This is a genomic window from Pseudomonas glycinae (genome assembly GCF_001594225.2).
GTDB classification, from domain to species: Bacteria; Pseudomonadota; Gammaproteobacteria; order Pseudomonadales; family Pseudomonadaceae; genus Aquipseudomonas; species Aquipseudomonas glycinae.
Genome location: NZ_CP014205.2, coordinates 1,247,606 through 1,264,012 on the forward strand (window position 1 = coordinate 1,247,606; position 16,407 = coordinate 1,264,012).

Consider the following 16,407-nt stretch of genomic DNA (forward strand, 5'->3'; position numbering starts at 1 on the left):
TAAGACGTTAGCTCGCCATACAGACTGAGCAAACGACGAGAGTTTTTAGGCATCTTCAGTACATACTTTAGAAAGTGCCGATACGGACGATTTAAAAATATCTATTTCCTGTGAGATATCTTGTCGAACCCGAGCTGCGCTTTCCTTGTACCGCTCCTGATCTGCCTGAGTGTTACTGAAATATGAAGATTGTTCTTCGTAGAACGCCAAGGACTGTCTCAACTTCTGCATTCTTTCGTTGTGCCCTTTAGCCAGTTCCCCTGCACCCTGAAGATTACAATTATTAGTTGTTGCAGCCACTACTTTCGCTAGTGCGGGGGCTGCAGGTAAATAGCCACGAAAGGCAAAGCCTACTCCAAACCCGATAACAATTAGACTTAACCCAAACACAACTGAGTGAGATTCAAAATTTGATTTAAAACTCATAGATCTCCCGATATCCACAACCAAATAACCGAACACAAAAAAAGTAGAAATATTTATATACAACCAAGGAGAAAAAGAGATAACCCCACCGTCTTCTGAATCGATTAAAAAACAGCACAGGCCACACTGAATCCAACATATTTAAAGACCGTAAATCTCCTCATCCCACTTTTCAAGTTCAGCGACAAAAATACTAGCCTCGCGCTTAACGGTGGAGATCCGGGTGAAATCTTCCTGGATACTTTTCTCCCATGCAGCTCCAACCACGGAATTTTCCCTAAGGTTAATAACGTAATGAATCATTTCAATATGCATAGAGGTCAAGGGAAGATCTCTCAACATCACAGCACTAGATTGAAGCTCATTGAAAAGGTGAGGATCCTCAGGGGTAGAAGCCTTGGTCAGTACGCGACGAGTAGGAGCAAGGACACCCAATTTTGTGACCCGATTGAACAACTTCAGCTGATGATCTTTAAGCGCTATTACGGCATTTCTTGCATCTTGGCGCTGAACTCTATCCTTTTCTTTCTCAGCCTGAAGAGCGTGCTTTCTTTGAACACCAAGGGTCGCGATTCCAACCAGCATCGCCGCCACCGTGGCAACCCCCTGAAACCAAGCCTCAAGGGGTTTGGCTCCGATTGCGACTAGGAACCCCATCACCAATGAGACAGTAAAAAAGGCCAGTATATAAACCAGATAGTAATCCCATCGACCATCAGAACTCTTCATTTAACCCCCATACAAATATTGTTCTCCCAACATGGCTCTCTCAGATTCACACTGAGAGAGCTTCGGCAAAAAATTGGGATAGTTTTTTTTCACAACCTAAATCTTAGTGCAAGGTAATTCCCCAACCCTCTTATCACTAAAAGCTTGAAAAATAGTAATCAGCTAATCAAAACGCCTCAACCGGCTTCTTAACCTCAGCCAAAATCTTATTCGCCTCTAATCGCGGAAACGTAAACCGAATAATCATCCCCGAATCAGCACCCTGCCCCGCCATCACCAACTCAGCGGACCGAATATTCTCCGGTGCAGCAGCCAACGCACTCACAGCAGTGGTTTGCCCTTTAGCGTTCAGCCCTTCAAGAAACGTATAAGTCAGATTGCCCGACGCCAGGCCAACCTGTTCAAAATTGGAAATCTTCGTCGTCAGTTCTTCGGTGCTTCTCGACTTTCTCGCGGTATCGAACATATCCAGGATGGACTTTTCATCGCTCATGGAAACCAGCGTGAATGATTTGGAAAGCCCCGCGATGGCTTTGACGTACAGGTTCTGATCGAACGGGCTGATGAGTGAAACCATCATCAGCTTGTCACCGGAGAAGATCAGCGCGACGGTGAATTTCTCTTCCAGGAAATCCACATCGTCGATGCACCTCGCAGTTCCGCCGACGTCTTCGGAGCAGTCGTAGTACCCGGCCGCTTCGGTGAATTTTGCGAGTGGGGTTTGGTAGACGTAGTTCTTGAACAGCTTTTCTTCGGCGAAAGCCCCTTGGGCGGAGGCAAGCAGGGTGCCGGCGACGAGAACAGATGATGCGAGTTTTTTCAGCATGGGATCCCTTCCTCACTTTTATTGATAGCCCGATGCTATCAGTCCATTTCATGGCTGTCTTGCTTAATCCCACACTTGATGAGGTTGTATTTCCGCCGGATATCACTGAGCCCGACCGGTCATTCCTGATAAACTCCCCCACCTCCCAGCCACACCGATTCCGTACCCCCAATGCCCCCAATCACCGCCACACCCGCCCCACTCTCCCGCCGTTTCTCCGTCGCGCCCATGATGGATCGAACTGACCTTTCTTTTACCTCCCGCAAATAAAGGCCCAAACGCCTCGCCACCAACCCACGTACCAGTTGCGTACCAGCTCTGTTCTTCCCCCTCCTTGTCCCATCCTCTCTGCCGACCGCGTTAGCAAATTTTAAGCAGCGGTTCTCGGCTCCAATCCTGGCACTATCTACCGTCGGCTCAGGCGTGTTTCGTGAGAGTTAGAAATGCGCGCATGAAAGGCCAGCGAATCGCCCCTTCTGTGCCTCACTCCGTTTTCAGGTTGACCCCTGGGAAAAAGGTAATTTTGGTATCGTATAACTTCGTATAATGTATGCTATACGAAGTTATTACGCCTCGTACAGTCGTGGGTTACATGAGTACTGTCATCGCTGGAGGCCAGGGCGCCCCTTTGCCGGACCCATATCAATTCTTGGTTCAGGCCAGTTCCGTAAACCCTTCGGTTCCAGATAATCTTGCACTTTTTTTTTCTTGAACGGCGCCTATTTCGCCAAGAAGGGAAATGACACAAAAGCCTTTTAGGGAAGCGCTCCACAGTCGGTTCTGGATAGCTTAGGATTGAAATGATGAAGATTTATAAGGGTAATATTTCCAAAAAGTCATTGAATCTGTTTGTTTCGGACATATTTTTCTTGAACGGCTTCTATTTCGCTAAGAAGGGAAATGACACAAAAGCCTTTTATTGGAAGCGCACCACAGTCTGTTCTAGGATAGCTTAGTCTTGAAATTATTAAGATTTATAAGGGTCATATCTTCTAACAAGTCAATGCTGAATCAATATGTATCGGACATAAGTTGCCTTTGAGAGTTCTTTTCGTATGTAGTTAAACTGGTTTCATTGAAACAAAGAATCTCTGCTTCAAGACGTTGAACTTTCTCGTAATGTTTATTGAGATCGATAGTCACGTCTTCTGGCTGTTCAAAGCTGAAGAATATGCTCCAGATAAGCTTGTCTTTAAGGTAGGGCTGGTCGAGACAGAAGATTATTGTCTTTGCCAATAGATTGCCTAGCAGCTCGCAAGATATTGGAAGCGCGCGTTATCAGACTGTTTTTTCAATAAGTCAGTTATTTTCAAAGTTTGAAGATGTGCCGGATAGATCGTTCTTGAAGAATATGGCTGTTAGACGAAGATTATCGTCTTTGGCATTTGTTAGTTGAGTCAGGTGGACAAGATAAATGAGAAAGGGGGGCGTTATTAGATTGCAATTCAATAAAGGATTTTCCGTTTGAAATTGCCGATGATCTTCTCGATGAATATGGGGTTTGCCGATAACTTTGTGGCAGTCAAAGTTGAGTAATGTTGATAAGCATAAACGAGACAGTGGTGTAAATATTATTTACCTTCATAACACTTGCGTCCGGCTTTATGGGACGACGGTCGTTTATGGAAAGTGACCTTGGTGACAAAGTGTTGACCATCCACAGTTAAAATGATGCATTAGGAGATCACTGCAGAGATGTAAAAATTAGCTACCAAGGGATTATTCAGCTGCTGGAGTATTGGAATAGCCCACGGTCGTATGATGCAATTGACTATGGTGTGGAATGTGTTGAGAAATACATCGAGACCAAGTAGGCATGTGGAGATCACAGAAGATGTAAAAATTATGGAATGCGGATTTATCAGCTTATCAATAGTGGAATCATGCTCCATCTGGTATGATGCAATTCACAATAGAATGCTAATGAAACGAGGTGAACATCTAGACCGAGTTTTTTGTGGAGACCTATGGGGAAGAGAGTAGGAATTCAGAACAAAATTATAACTATGCAATCATGCTGCATGTGAATGATCAAGAAAACGCGAATTCTGAAAAACGTAGTTGCAGGGTGTAAGTCTATTTGTATCAGTCTGTAACACGCAGGTGAGCAAGACACAACAACATTTAATTATGACTTGATGCAATTTTCTTGGCAGGATCGTAAAATACGATCGTTTTCTGAATGATTCGATTGTCCAGCAGGGTCGTAACTCTACTTGTATTAGTCTGCCACACCAGGGTCCAATACGGGGACCAAGCAATTTTTTACTTATGCACTGACTGCGCAAGGGGTTTTCTGTCGCAGATGGTAAAATACGATCCATCTCTGAGTTATGTCGATTGTCGAGCACGGTCGATTTGTCAAAGATTAACTCCATGTCAGATTCATACATACTTGGGTACCAAGCAGCTTTAGTTAACTTATGCACTGACTGCCAAGTGGCTTTAAGTCCAGGGGTGGGATGTGACAAGCGGTGAGGTATGTTGATGTGGAAGCTACTGAACGATTTTTCGATACCATCAAGAACAATGTTGATTCATACATTGTTGGAAAGCAAGCAGGATGAGTTAACGTCGGACCTGCGACCACTAGCGCTGAGTGCATCGATTGCCTATAGTTATTCCGTAGATGCAGAAGCTACTGAAAACGGGGTTGATTTATATGATTCAATAAAACAGCCCCTTTTTGTCTCTTTTTGTGAAATTATAGTTGATGAACAATCGTCCAGGGCGACCAGTACCGATGCATTCTTCCTATCTAGTTTCATTGCGAGGTGTATATGGTTAGCCCAAGCTGACAACAGGACGACTTTATTTAATTCGATGAAAACAGCCCGAATAAGTCTCTTATTGTCTTATTATAGTTGAGAAAAATAGTAAAGGGAGCGTAGTACAGTGCTTTCTACACAATCAAGTTTCATGGAGATTTGTATATTATATGCCTAATATGATCAGTATTGGACTGACGTTATCACTGGGATGAGTTGAAAATCGAATACGTCGATAAAATATATTTGTCACAGTAGTTAACGCGAAGTAACGTGGTGTCTGGTATTTGCCCAAATAGCCGTTTCTCGGATTTGTGGTATTACATGAGAACTCTGAGCAGTCAAGGACTGTCTTATCTTTAGGGATAGCGTTGGAAATCATTTCGGAGCAAATATATGAGCGATAGTAGTTAACGCGGAAACAAGGGAATGGAATCTTTGCTGGTAGAGCCGTGTCTGCACTGTTGTTATTAAATGTGAACTCTGAGCTGTCAATGCACGCTTTTGCTTTAGTCATAGCGCTGAGAATGTGATGTGATGTTTTATGATAGCTGTGAAAGCACACAAGTCATATGGAATCTCTGCTAGCTTCCCTGACCGCACGTTGTTATGGAGTGTGATCTTGAACTTATTTCATATTGCTGATTATGTCGAGCGTGATGATTGTATTTTTATCGCAGCTCTAAATCCTGAAAGTCATCTGGTCCTTGATCACTTGCCTGACAGAACCGGTCTGCTGAGTGTTCTTCAGTGAACTCGTTTCATATTGATGAATTCTGTGCAACGGTCAAGATTTATGTGCTCCGCCCAGCTAATTCCTGGTTGTGCGATGACCTTGAGGTGAATGAGCAATCAATGCTTACTGTTAAGTCGTTCTACATGGGATTTGTTTCCCGCGATCAAGAGGCTTTAATGCATGACTATTAATTTTCATTTGCTCGGCCCAGATGAGCCCTGGTTGGGCTGATGACCATGAGAGGTATGAGCAAGCCGTGCTTACTTTTAAGTCGGCGCTGACAAGCGGCTTTGATGCGTTTATGAAAAGTACTGATTCCACTGTCCTGACCTATTGATATGATGATTTGGGACTGCCCAGTCTACCTTGGATACATCGATGCAGGTCATCAGCGTTGAGTATTTGAAATCGGCGCTCAATTAAGCTGGTGTTGACAGCGGTTGGCATTTGAAGAAGTACTCGTCATTCAGCAGTGTTCTGACCGACGCAGTATGATGATTTTGGATTTCACGTCTACTTCGATAAAGCGTTGAATGTGGATCGGCTTTGAGTTTTTGAAATGGGTTCAATTTACCTGATATCGGTGCAGCGGATGGCATCGTCGAAGCTGTATATGTGGACTTTAGCAGTTTCTGACAGAGCAAAGCCGGTGACGATTCTAGTTTTGACTAAATCAGGCTTCAACTGAGTATCCCCAATTGGATCCTGACGGTTCTCCGCACGTCGAAATCGTGTGAATCGGCCGCCATCGTCGATGCTGTCTCTGTGAATGTTTCCCGGTGTCGACTGAGTACAGCCGGGGCCGATCCAACCATCGGATAACGCATGCGACAACGGCACAAACCGCGCAACCATATCCTGAACCCGGTTTTCCGTCTGACTCGTCGGGCTCAGGCGTCAGAGATCCTGGCGGGTGGCAATGCTGGGTCGTCTGGCCTGTACAGCGCGCGTTTGAAATCATCGAGCAGGATGCGACAAGGGCACAAACCGGTTTGCGCTATGCGCCAGGATTTCCGGTTGCTAGCGGGCCCAGGCATCAGAGGGCGCAGGCGAGTAGGGTGGTGCAGTCGAAAACGAAGGTGGTGCGTTTCGATGACGACAAGGCTAGGGTGTCGGCGGCGCTCGAGCCGGTTGTGCGTTGCGCGCCGGATTGTCGAGTTGCCAGCTCGGGTTGTACGCCACTTGCAGAGTGCGCGCCGGCAAGCAGGTGTGTTGCAGGTGATCAACGAAGGTGCTGAGTTTCCACCAGCCCACGTCTATCGTTGTCAGCGTCGCTCGAGCGGTTGCGGCGTTGCGCACCAGGGTTTCGACTTTCATTCACGGATTGTTCGCCACATGCCGCGGTGCGCTGCGTCAGGTTGTTGAGTACCAGTTGATCTTCGAAGTAGTTGCAGCAGACCGATGTCTATCGTTGGCAGGTCGATCGAGCCGTTGTGAACTCGGCACCAGCGCTTCGACGTTGAGGTTCACGACTGCGGATCAGGCCGCAGTCGCTGCTCTGAGTGTGTTCCAGTACCGGTTGATCCAGCTATCGCTCAGGCTCAGGCTGTTGGCTTCGGTAGCCACGGCGCATGGCTGGCAGTATGTGAACTGGCTAAGGGTTTGACCTTGAGGGTCAAGTTGCGGGTCAGGGAGTTGCCGTACCTGAGTTTGTTCCGGCTTCGGGTTCCAGCTTTCGCTGAGGCGTCCTGCTGAGGGCTGGTAGTCACGACGCATCGCTGTGGTCGGTGAACGGTTTGCGGTTTGATGGTGAGCAAACCGCTGTGCTGCGGATAACTCGCATCGTGCATCATCTATCCCGGCATCGGCGCCCAGCGTTGATGTCGTTTTTCGTAGGTGCTGGATATCGCCCAGTTGTTCGATGCTGCACGTCTGCGATGTGCAATGGCGTCAGGCAACTGTCGTCGTACAGCGAGACTAAATGGTATATGCGCATCGTCAGGATCAGGCCATGGCCTGCACATACACATTGATGTCTTTTTCGTAGGCTGCGCATCGATGCCCAGTTGTTCGATGCGGGCGACTGTTATCTTCACTGGTGTCAGGCTGCTCGATCAGTTGTACAGTGATCGACTGACTGGTCGACGTCGCGCAGTTTCAGGATGGCCTGGGCTTTCAACGCTACACATTCTGTTTGGTCGAGGCTAACTTCGATGATCCAGCGTGTGTTGGCGGGCATTGTTTTCTTTGCGGGTGTTGCACTGGATGACTTGTCCGCGTGATCGGCTGACTCTCGAACAGTGGCTCAAGCAGTTTCAGCGTCGGGATTGTCGAACTGCGTGCCGATCTGCTTGGATAGGAAGGTGATGATCGAGCGTCTTGGTGGCGTTCAGTTGACTTCGATCCAGACTGGTGTTCAACTCGGTTGACCTGCGGCGGTGGCCGTGCAGATCGAACAGGGGCATCAAGCGAGCGGTCAGAACCGGTTTATCGAACTGCGTGATATCGTTGGATTCTGAGTGTGAGTTCGACTGTCTCGTACCAGAATTTGCGTCGACAGCAATTCACACTGGCGGTCATCTCGGCGATCTGTGCGGTAGCCATGCAGATCAGCAGGGGCAGCAATAGCTCGCGTTCAAGGTTGTCCTCGAATGTTTTGCAGCATCGTGATGTTGTTGCTGTTCCTTACCCGAATTTGCTGTCCGGCAGCTCGTTGGCACCGGGTCATCGGCGGGATGTTGGGCAGCGATTCGCTTGCAGACTCACTGGTGTTGCGTCTCGTTCTAGGTTGTCCTCATTTGAGCGCTAGCAGCGGCGCGGTTGCTGTCGGTGGTTCCTTGCCCGGTAGGTTTTGCTGCAGCTGGTTTGTCATGCGGCATCGGCGGGGTGGTCGGCGGCGGTTCGCTTTCTGATTCAGCCGGTTTTCGACTCGCTCTTTGTTTCGCTTTTGAGCGCTGGGGGCAGATCGGTCGTTGGCGGTGGTTCATGGCCTGCTGGTAGGTTTTGCAGCGCCGGTTCTATCTTGCCGGTTCTGGCCAGGGCGTTGGGACGATTTTCAGTTTGCGCGAGCGTCATTTCCCTCAGCGCCATGTTGATTAGCGCCGAGTGTAGATCGCGGTTGTCGTTCCAAGGCCTACTCGTAGGCATCCAGCGGCTCTTCGACATGCTTCGCTGCTTCTGGCCAGGGCATTGTCATGATTGTAGTAGATGCAGGCGTCATTGCTGCTCGGGACGCAGCCACAGGTGATCGACGTCACAGTCGTCGCTCGGTTTCGTACAATGCCAGCAGCCATGGCATTGCAGAACATTCAGCCATGCTTCGCTGCGCACGCGGCGAGCAACAACAGTTTGAGCAACAGCAGGCCTAGCTAATCGTGACTCAGCCACAGGTCTTCGAAGTCGAACGGTGTAGCCATCGGTGTGCAGGCAATGCGAGCCGTCAACGGCAGGCCGAGAACAGCCAGATCGGATTCCTCCCGGCGTACGCTGCGAGCAACAACAGCGGCAACCGCATTGAGTAAGGCCCTGATCGGCCCAGGCTGTCGAGTTGAACGGTCTGACCCTGATTGCGCAGGCTGGGCGATCCGTTGAGCAAACTGCGGTCTTCCAGATCGGATTCATCCAGGCGTGCGCTGCGGTAGTCGCCGCCGACCGCGCATGAAGAATTGCACCGATTGGCCACTGAGTGTCGAGTTGCGAATACCTTGGCTTTCTTCTTCGGACATCGAAGAAGCAAACAGCCGAATCCGTTCCTGAGCCAACGCACGCTGCTTCAGCAATGCCAACACCTTGCTCATCACCAGATCTGCGCCGATTGGCCACTTTCGTGCATCAGCGAATAGCTTGAGCGTTCTTCGATCCGATAGCGAAGAACTAATCAGCAGAATCCGCTCCTGGCCCAAGGCACCCAGCTTAAGCAACGCTACCGGCTTGCTCACCGCCAGATGGCGGTCTGCGCGTGGCTGCGCATTTTCAGCATGATCGAACAGCTTGCGCCGGGTCTGCAGCAGATTGCGGTTGGTCGGCAGGTCATCGGAGACAAGCATTAGCGTATGGTCAGTTCCAGCGACCACGACGAAGGCGGTCTGCGGGTTTCTGGCTGGACTGTTCGAGCCGTTCGACCAGCTTGCGCCGGAGCAGCTCCAGGATCGTCAGTAGGCAAGCGACGCTCAGTGGCGACGCATTTCAACTTGGTGTCAGTACCAGCTACCACCACTGAACAGGGTCGGCGGGTTACAGGCTGGTCTGTTCGACTCATCTGCCAGCTCGACCCGCGCGTATCTGCCAGGATCGAGAGCAGCCAAATCACGCTCAGGGCGAGCCACGGCAACTAGCTAACAGCGACCAGGTACGGAACCAGTGCAGCCAGCGTGGCGATGAACGGCGCGTCGGCAGACTCATGTGCTAGCGACGCTCGCGTTTCAGTCGGTGCAGAGAGCTTTGCAGATACAGCTCCTTGGAGCAATAGCCGTAGCAACAGGTAGTCGGGCCAGAACACACGTGCGACCAGCAGCATGCTGATCATCAGGGCGCCTGCGCAGAGGCCAGTGCTAGAGACGCTTGCGCCAGTCGGGCCTGAGTCGTTTGCAGATACAGCTCCTTGGTGACTAGCTGATGCAGCGGGTTGTCCTTGATCACTAACACACTGGTTACCAGTCGCATGCTCAGCAGTAGGACGCCTGCCAGTGACCACTGCTATAACGCTTGAGTGCCGGTTGGTCCAGAGTCGATTGTTGAGTTACCGGTTCAAGCTGAACGCCGTGGTGTCGCTTTGATCGGGCTTGGCGCTGCATACCGTCTCGGGCTCGAAATTCACGCCTTCGCTAGTGACCAGTTTTGCGATGGTCTAGCGTGTCGATTTCGCCTCCATTGATCGCGCGGTCGGGTTGCCACCAAGCAACTCCGTGACTCGGCTTTCTTCGGGATCGGACGCCGATGCCGATCAGGTCGATTTTCAGGGCCAGATCGCTGGCGTCGCCAGTATTGCGGTGTTCTAGCGGGTCGATTTCGATCCGCGCTTGATCGAGCCAGACCCGAACGGTGCACCAGTCAAACATCACTCGGCTCTGTGCCGATACGCCTGCGCAGGCGCAACAGGATCAAACCGATGGGGTCGCCAATCGCGGTGTTCTTTCCAGCGAAGTCGATCCGCGCTACATGCTGAACCAGACCCGACCGGTGACTGCCGGTCACACGTCGTAGCATTGCATGTGCAGAAAATCCATGGCAGCCGAACAGGATCCACCGCGACCAACAGATCACGTCCAGTGGCGGCAATCGGCAGGAATTCACCGAGCCAATGCTGGACGAGCGACAGGCGACTGACGTCCTCAACGAACCATAGCATGTCCATGAAATCGATGCGAGCTGGACACGTCCACCGCCAGCAGATAGATCCGGTCGCGACTGGCGAGCAATGGGCTAGCAGGTCACGCAGGAAACTCACTTTCAGGGCGAGCTGGCGGCTATCAGCCAGCAACAAGCACGAGGCGCATGAACGATGGCAGCTGGCACCACGCCGGCAAAATGGCCCGGCCACGCGACGTCAAACGATGCTTTGCAGGTCATCCAGGTGTCAACTGCCTGGTTCAGCGCCGGCGATGGCTTTGTTGTCGAGTTTGCACTCGGCAGTATGTAGGCGCCATCGACGAGCACCATGCAGCGGGTCAGACCGGCGGCAAATCCACGGTTGACGCGAAACTCCAACATATTTGCGGATCCAGGTGTCGAGTGTGTGGGTCAGGCCTGCTATGGGTTAATGGTTGCGTTTGCACAGGGGTTTGTAGCACGCCTTTGAGGAGCAGCATCCACCGGGTCCGACCGGGGCGCCGTGGAAGGGTTGTCGAGCAACTGCAGCCATTTGCGGCGCGTTGAGCGATGTGGCACTGGCTGTAGGGGTAGATGGTTGCGCACGACCGGTTTTTTCTTAATCGGAATGAAACGCTGCAGCCGCCAGACTGCCAACCGAATCACCGTCGAAGAGTAAAAGCATCAGCCACCAGTTCGGTGCGTGCAGCCAGAAGCGCAATCGGATGGCGCGGGAGATCAGCGCGCATGACCAGTTTTTTCTAGATCGTTCATCGACCATTCCGCAGCCGCTAGACTGGAAAAGGAATCACGGGCAACAGCAAAATCAGCAGCCATTTCGCTCTGAGTGCTCAGCGGCATCAGCAGGCACTCGCAGTTTCTGGGCGATCAGCATTTGCAGTTGTTCGAGTCCGTTCATCGACCTTTGCGCGGTAGGTCTGCGGGTAAATGGAAATTGCGGATGTGCTCGTACCAGTTTCGCTCTGCGTGCTCAGCGAATCTCAGCAGGCCGCGCAGCGTTCAGGGCGTAGTCCAATGGATCGGCCAGCGGCAGCGATCCGCAGATCGGCCATGGCGCGGTAGAACAGGCTCAAATTGCAATTCGAGGGTGTCGAGTTCCAGCTGCGCGCCTCGATCGGCGATCACTCTCAGCAGACTGGCGGGTGGCAGGACGTGGTCGCGTGGCTCGGACAGCAGCAGCATCCGCCGAACGCAATGGCGCGACAACCGGCTCCCACTTGCTGTTCAGCGACTGTTTGACAGTTCACGCAGATGGTAGATCACGATGCAGCAGACTTTGCTTGGTGCGGCGCAGTTTGCTTTCGTAGTGCATCGTTGACGCCGAACAGCATCGCGATCCGGCACCCGGTCGTTGTGGCCCAGTGCCTGGTAGCCGATCAGCGCCGGCGGTTGCGCCGCTAGCAGCCGACTTGAACATCAGCTGCGGCGCGGAAAAATATCGTCGTGCTCGTTGTCGACCATGAAGACCAATCGGCCGTACGCGTTCGTTATGACCCAGTGTTGGTGAGCCGATCATCGCTGCAGTCCGTGCGCGTCACGCACCGAGTTGAAGATGCGCCCGTCGTCGAAAAACAGCGGCGTGCTCTACTCGCACCATGATGAAAATCGGCCGTTCGCGTTCCTCATGAAACATTTTGAGTGATGCAGGTTGCTGAGTGGGCTGCGGTGACTCGGCAGTCGAAAAGAGCTGCACTTCGTCGCCGGCCTGATAGACCCGCATCTCGATCGAAGTCGACGCGGCTGACTACGGAATTTCGATTCGGACTGCAGGGAGGCGATCATCGAGGTCAAGCGCTGGCTACGACGTCGAGAAACCGTTGCACTACGCGCACGTGGTCGATGCCATCTGGATCAGCTTCGAACGACAGACTGATGCGGATGACGCAGTACGGACGAACAGGGAGGCGATCCTGAATGTCAAGCGACGGCTGACGACGTCGCGAATCCGTTGCACCAGCCAATCGTGATCGCATGCGCAGCGGTCTAGGGCGATCGAGCCACGACAGACTGATGCGGTAGACGCAGCACGTCGACCATTACCGGGTCGAACTTGGTCGGGTTGCGCGTGGCCATGACGCAGTTGCGACCAGGTATTCCTCCACGGCGTGCGCGCATGTACAGCGGTCGAGGGCTATCGATGCACGCGGCGCAGATCGCCTGTAGGCGATCGACTCGGCCATTTCGGGGTTGAATTTGGCCGTTTAGGGCTTGGCCCTGAGCCAGTTGCACCAGGTATTCGGCGTTCGACGGCGTGCGTCCTGTACAGACCGAGGATTTCACTTGCATGCGGCAACGATCGAGCTGCTGGCTGATCGGGCGATCGGGCTAGGTACCTTCCTGCTCGATCAGGGCTTCTGCGTGAGCCTATTACCAGAACCAGCGTTCGACAGCCTCGTCCGTGCAACGCATTTACACGTGCATCCTGAAACGTTCGAGCATGGCTTCGAGCAAGGCTGATATGTACCTTGGCCTGGTCGATCGGTTGATTTCGTCGGCCATCACCAGGTTGTGAAAGATCGGCGCCTAGCTGGAACACGAAGCTGCCGGTTTCCGGACGATATATCTCGATGTTCGGTGATGTCGTTCGGCAGCAAGTGCTGATTGCACTGCATGCGCTGGAACAGGGCTTCGATTTCGTCGGCGAGCATCAGGTTGTGAACGCTTTGGTCTTGGCTAGACCCCGAAGCTACCTTTTACCAGACGATATGATCGTCGGCGAGCAGGGTGATGATCAAGCGCTCGATGAGTATTTCCTGGGTGAGACTGACTGCGATGAAAGAAAGGTTCGCAGCGCTCAGCGAGCTCTTCATGATCGCTTTGATCTATGCCAGTTCCTGAGCACGTTCGACCAGCATGTGGCCGTTGGCGATCAGGGCGATGAGCAAGGGGTCGATTAGTTTAATCCATGGCCGAGAATCTGCGATTAACGACATTTTGCGCAACGCCAGCAGGACATGACGCTGTTCCATTGATGGACTGTTTGTGGAACGGGAGAGGTACAGGTGTTCGGATAATGCCGGGGCTGATGGCGTTACTTTAATCCAGCTCGCACAGTGATGGCGTACTAACTGTATTATGCGTACCCGTGTGGGAACTGACTTGCGAGCAATTGTAGGCCATTTGAAAAGCATGAAATGTGCGGTGATCATATGTGCCAGTATCGCTATCAAGCCAGTTCTTCAGAGTTACCTCGACTTCAGTCAGTAGTCCAGCATATCCGTATTGAAGGTGGCTTTCCAGCAGATGATGCCCGTTCAAACGCATCGACATCTGCCGCTGCTATAGGTTCGATTATCAACAAGAATGTTGTTCAGGGTTACCTTGACTTCAGTCAGATGGACGATGTCTCGCGATTGAAGGTGATTTCCAGCACATCCTCGTCCGGATATCAACTCATCAGGCATCTGTCGCGGCGATTTCGCTGTGTCAACAGAGTCATGGTCATGTTGACTTCTTCGACGTCATCACGGGATGACGGCTCACCAGTGCAGTGGTGATTTGCATGGGTCATTCCTGACTTGTCGGGCTCGACGGGTGCCACAGGAACAAGTTGCTTTTGTCGCAGTGTCAGCAGAGCATTTCCGCTGTTGTGATGTTCGTCGTACTGGACGGGTTAACGATGAAAAGGGTGGTGGTCATTAGGCTGTTAAAATCTTGACTTGGCAGTCGATAAGGGGTATCACTCAAAAAGGTGATATTACGAGTTCAGGTAGAAGCCATATTCCACAACTAACTGATAAAGGCGAACATTGAATAACAACGAAAGTTAAGGGTGCTGATTTAGAGTTTAAAAGCTTGAGTTATTCGATCAGTAGAATTGAAATCAGGCTTTGAATCACGAGTACAGGTAGCAGATCAATATCGAAAACAATAACATGTAAAAGAGAACATTGAATAACAAAGTAAAGTTAAATCTGATGATTCTGAGTTTGGAACGCTGATTTATTAAGTCTTTAGAATTAAAATACAGCTTCAAATACTAAAAGGGAATATATCAATATCGTTGTCAATGTTATGAAAAGATACTTGTATCGCGGAATTTGGTAAAATCAGACGATTGATTGGAAATCGATTATGTAACTGTTCAGTAAAATTACGAGGCTGGCGAAATATTGATCACGCATAATCAGGACTATCAAGTTTATGATTATTATTGAGCTTAGCGGGAATCTCTAAGACCAGAAGGCGATGTTATCAATTCAGTAGCTTTTCATTAAATTTTCAATGATGTGTCCGTTGTGAGCTTGATCACCGGCATAATCGGGACTATTAAGCTTGATTGCATTAGGTTATTAGTGAGGCTATCGCTAAAACGTAATTGCGTTGAATCATTGAGACTTTTCTATTTTTTGCATTGCTTTGGTGTCCAGAAAAATCGCTGCTGCAGCGATTGCGATAACCGGCTCAATGACTGATGAGCCGGATTGCATTAGGAATCGAAATCAGGTAACGTAGTTTTGGTAATAGCGTTAAGGACGGAGCAGTTTACTTGTTTCCACTGCTTTGGCATCCATACACATCAACTGCAGCATCGAAAGCGCTTCCAGTAACGCCGTCCCAGCACTGCATGAGGAACTTCTCAATCAGGGAAAGTAGTGGTTGTAACGCCATTGCCAGTCAGCGCACCAACTCCTTGGCCCGTCAGTTAATATTCTCCATGTAGGTCGCATTATCAAATGCATTCAGTCGCCGTCCCGGAACGCAATGAGTATCCTTCTGGCTGAGCCTTGCGTTCGGGTTGGTCCTGACTTTGCTGGTCAGGTCTACATGGCTTGGCGAGTCGGTTCGGATGTTCTTGCCTGAAATGTCGCTTTATGAAGATGCATCACAACGTGATGCAGGATCGCACGGGTATTTCTGCAGGCTGTATTTCTTGGCGTTCGGCAATGAACGTCACTTGCTCGCATGTGCTGCATGGCATCTGTGTAGCTTCGGCTCTTCTTGCCTGCAATGTCCTTTTGAATATCCATCGACAATTTGATGCAGGTTCGCGCCGAATTTCAGCAGGATGTCTTTCTTGGCGTCGGCAACGCATGCCTACGTGCGTTCTTGTGCTCGTCGCTCTGCTTCGGCATCCTGTTGCAAGGCGCGAGCCTTGCGTTTTCGTCGGCGATTTGTTTGGGCTTCGATAAGTGCAGTTAGGCGGGCTTGCAGTCTTGCACTCTGATCTGTGAGGATCATCTGCGTTGTACGTTGCTTCGGCAGCCTGTTGCAAGTCCAGATTTTCGGTCTTTTCGGTTTTCAATTGTTGTTGGCGTATCAGTGTGTTTTCTGAAATAACAGTTCGTTGACGATATTTGATGCCGGTGATAATCATGCGTCCGTTGTAAGTTGCTTTCAGCTTTGGATAAAGTTTTGCTTTCTTTGATGTTTAGTTCGAATTGGATGTTGGAGTTCAAGATTTTTCTTACATAAGAGTTCGTAGACGATGTTTGAATTGCGCGGGATAACCCATGCATCGGATTTCGTAATGGCTAGTTTCAGCGGATGTGATACCTGCTTATCTTTGATGTTTAGTTTAAATTGAATATTTGCTACAAGCCATTTGCATGCGTATGATGTATTCATTTTGAAGTTCGAGTTGTGAACCTATGCAAGTTCCTTGTGCATTTCCCAAGCCGGATCGTTTGTGCGGATGTCACATGTTTTAACAT

The 16,407-nt window shown here is 50.5% G+C and carries 10 protein-coding genes and 2 pseudogenes; all 12 read right to left on the bottom strand.

Annotated features, from left to right (window positions below):
* Positions 1-45: 45 nt before the first annotated feature.
* On the bottom strand, positions 46-426 hold the full coding sequence (locus tag AWU82_RS05700) for a hypothetical protein (protein ID WP_190241543.1): 381 nt from the start codon (positions 424-426) through the stop codon (positions 46-48).
* Between the two features lie 141 nt (positions 427-567).
* A complete protein-coding gene (locus AWU82_RS05705) occupies positions 568-1,155 on the bottom strand; it encodes a hypothetical protein (protein ID WP_064380971.1) in 588 nt (195 codons plus the stop codon).
* Positions 1,156-1,321: 166 nt separating this feature from the next.
* The gene (locus AWU82_RS05710) at positions 1,322-1,981 is read right to left on the bottom strand and encodes a gluzincin family metallopeptidase (RefSeq protein ID WP_064380973.1); all 660 of its coding nucleotides are present in this window, start codon (positions 1,979-1,981) and stop codon (positions 1,322-1,324) included.
* 4,608 nt (positions 1,982-6,589) lie between these two features.
* A complete protein-coding gene (locus AWU82_RS05715; RefSeq protein ID WP_190241544.1) occupies positions 6,590-6,802 on the bottom strand; it encodes a hypothetical protein in 213 nt (70 codons plus the stop codon).
* Between the two features lie 1,536 nt (positions 6,803-8,338).
* Positions 8,339-8,590, bottom strand: a complete 252-nt coding sequence (locus AWU82_RS05720; protein WP_190241545.1) for a hypothetical protein — start codon at positions 8,588-8,590, stop codon at positions 8,339-8,341.
* Between the two features lie 452 nt (positions 8,591-9,042).
* The gene (locus AWU82_RS05725; RefSeq protein WP_190241546.1) at positions 9,043-9,471 is read right to left on the bottom strand and encodes a hypothetical protein; all 429 of its coding nucleotides are present in this window, start codon (positions 9,469-9,471) and stop codon (positions 9,043-9,045) included.
* A gap of 478 nt (positions 9,472-9,949) precedes the next feature.
* Positions 9,950-10,087: a hypothetical protein gene (locus AWU82_RS05730; RefSeq protein ID WP_190241547.1), complete on the bottom strand. Its 138-nt coding sequence runs from the start codon at positions 10,085-10,087 to the stop codon at positions 9,950-9,952.
* A 161-nt stretch (positions 10,088-10,248) separates the two neighbouring features.
* Entirely contained in the window at positions 10,249-10,482 is a 234-nt protein-coding gene (locus tag AWU82_RS05735; RefSeq protein ID WP_190241548.1) for a hypothetical protein, read from the bottom strand.
* Positions 10,483-10,873: 391 nt separating this feature from the next.
* Positions 10,874-11,134, bottom strand: coding sequence for a hypothetical protein (locus AWU82_RS05740; protein WP_190241549.1), 261 nt, complete (start codon positions 11,132-11,134; stop codon positions 10,874-10,876).
* 336 nt (positions 11,135-11,470) lie between these two features.
* Positions 11,471-11,786: pseudogene (locus AWU82_RS29530) on the bottom strand (hypothetical protein); the annotation flags it as partial.
* A 754-nt stretch (positions 11,787-12,540) separates the two neighbouring features.
* A pseudogene (locus AWU82_RS29535) lies at positions 12,541-13,544 on the bottom strand (AAA family ATPase).
* A 31-nt stretch (positions 13,545-13,575) separates the two neighbouring features.
* Complete coding sequence (locus tag AWU82_RS29540; RefSeq protein WP_418333423.1) at positions 13,576-13,722, bottom strand: hypothetical protein; 147 nt, start codon at positions 13,720-13,722, stop codon at positions 13,576-13,578.
* Between the last annotated feature and the right edge of the window lie 2,685 nt (positions 13,723-16,407).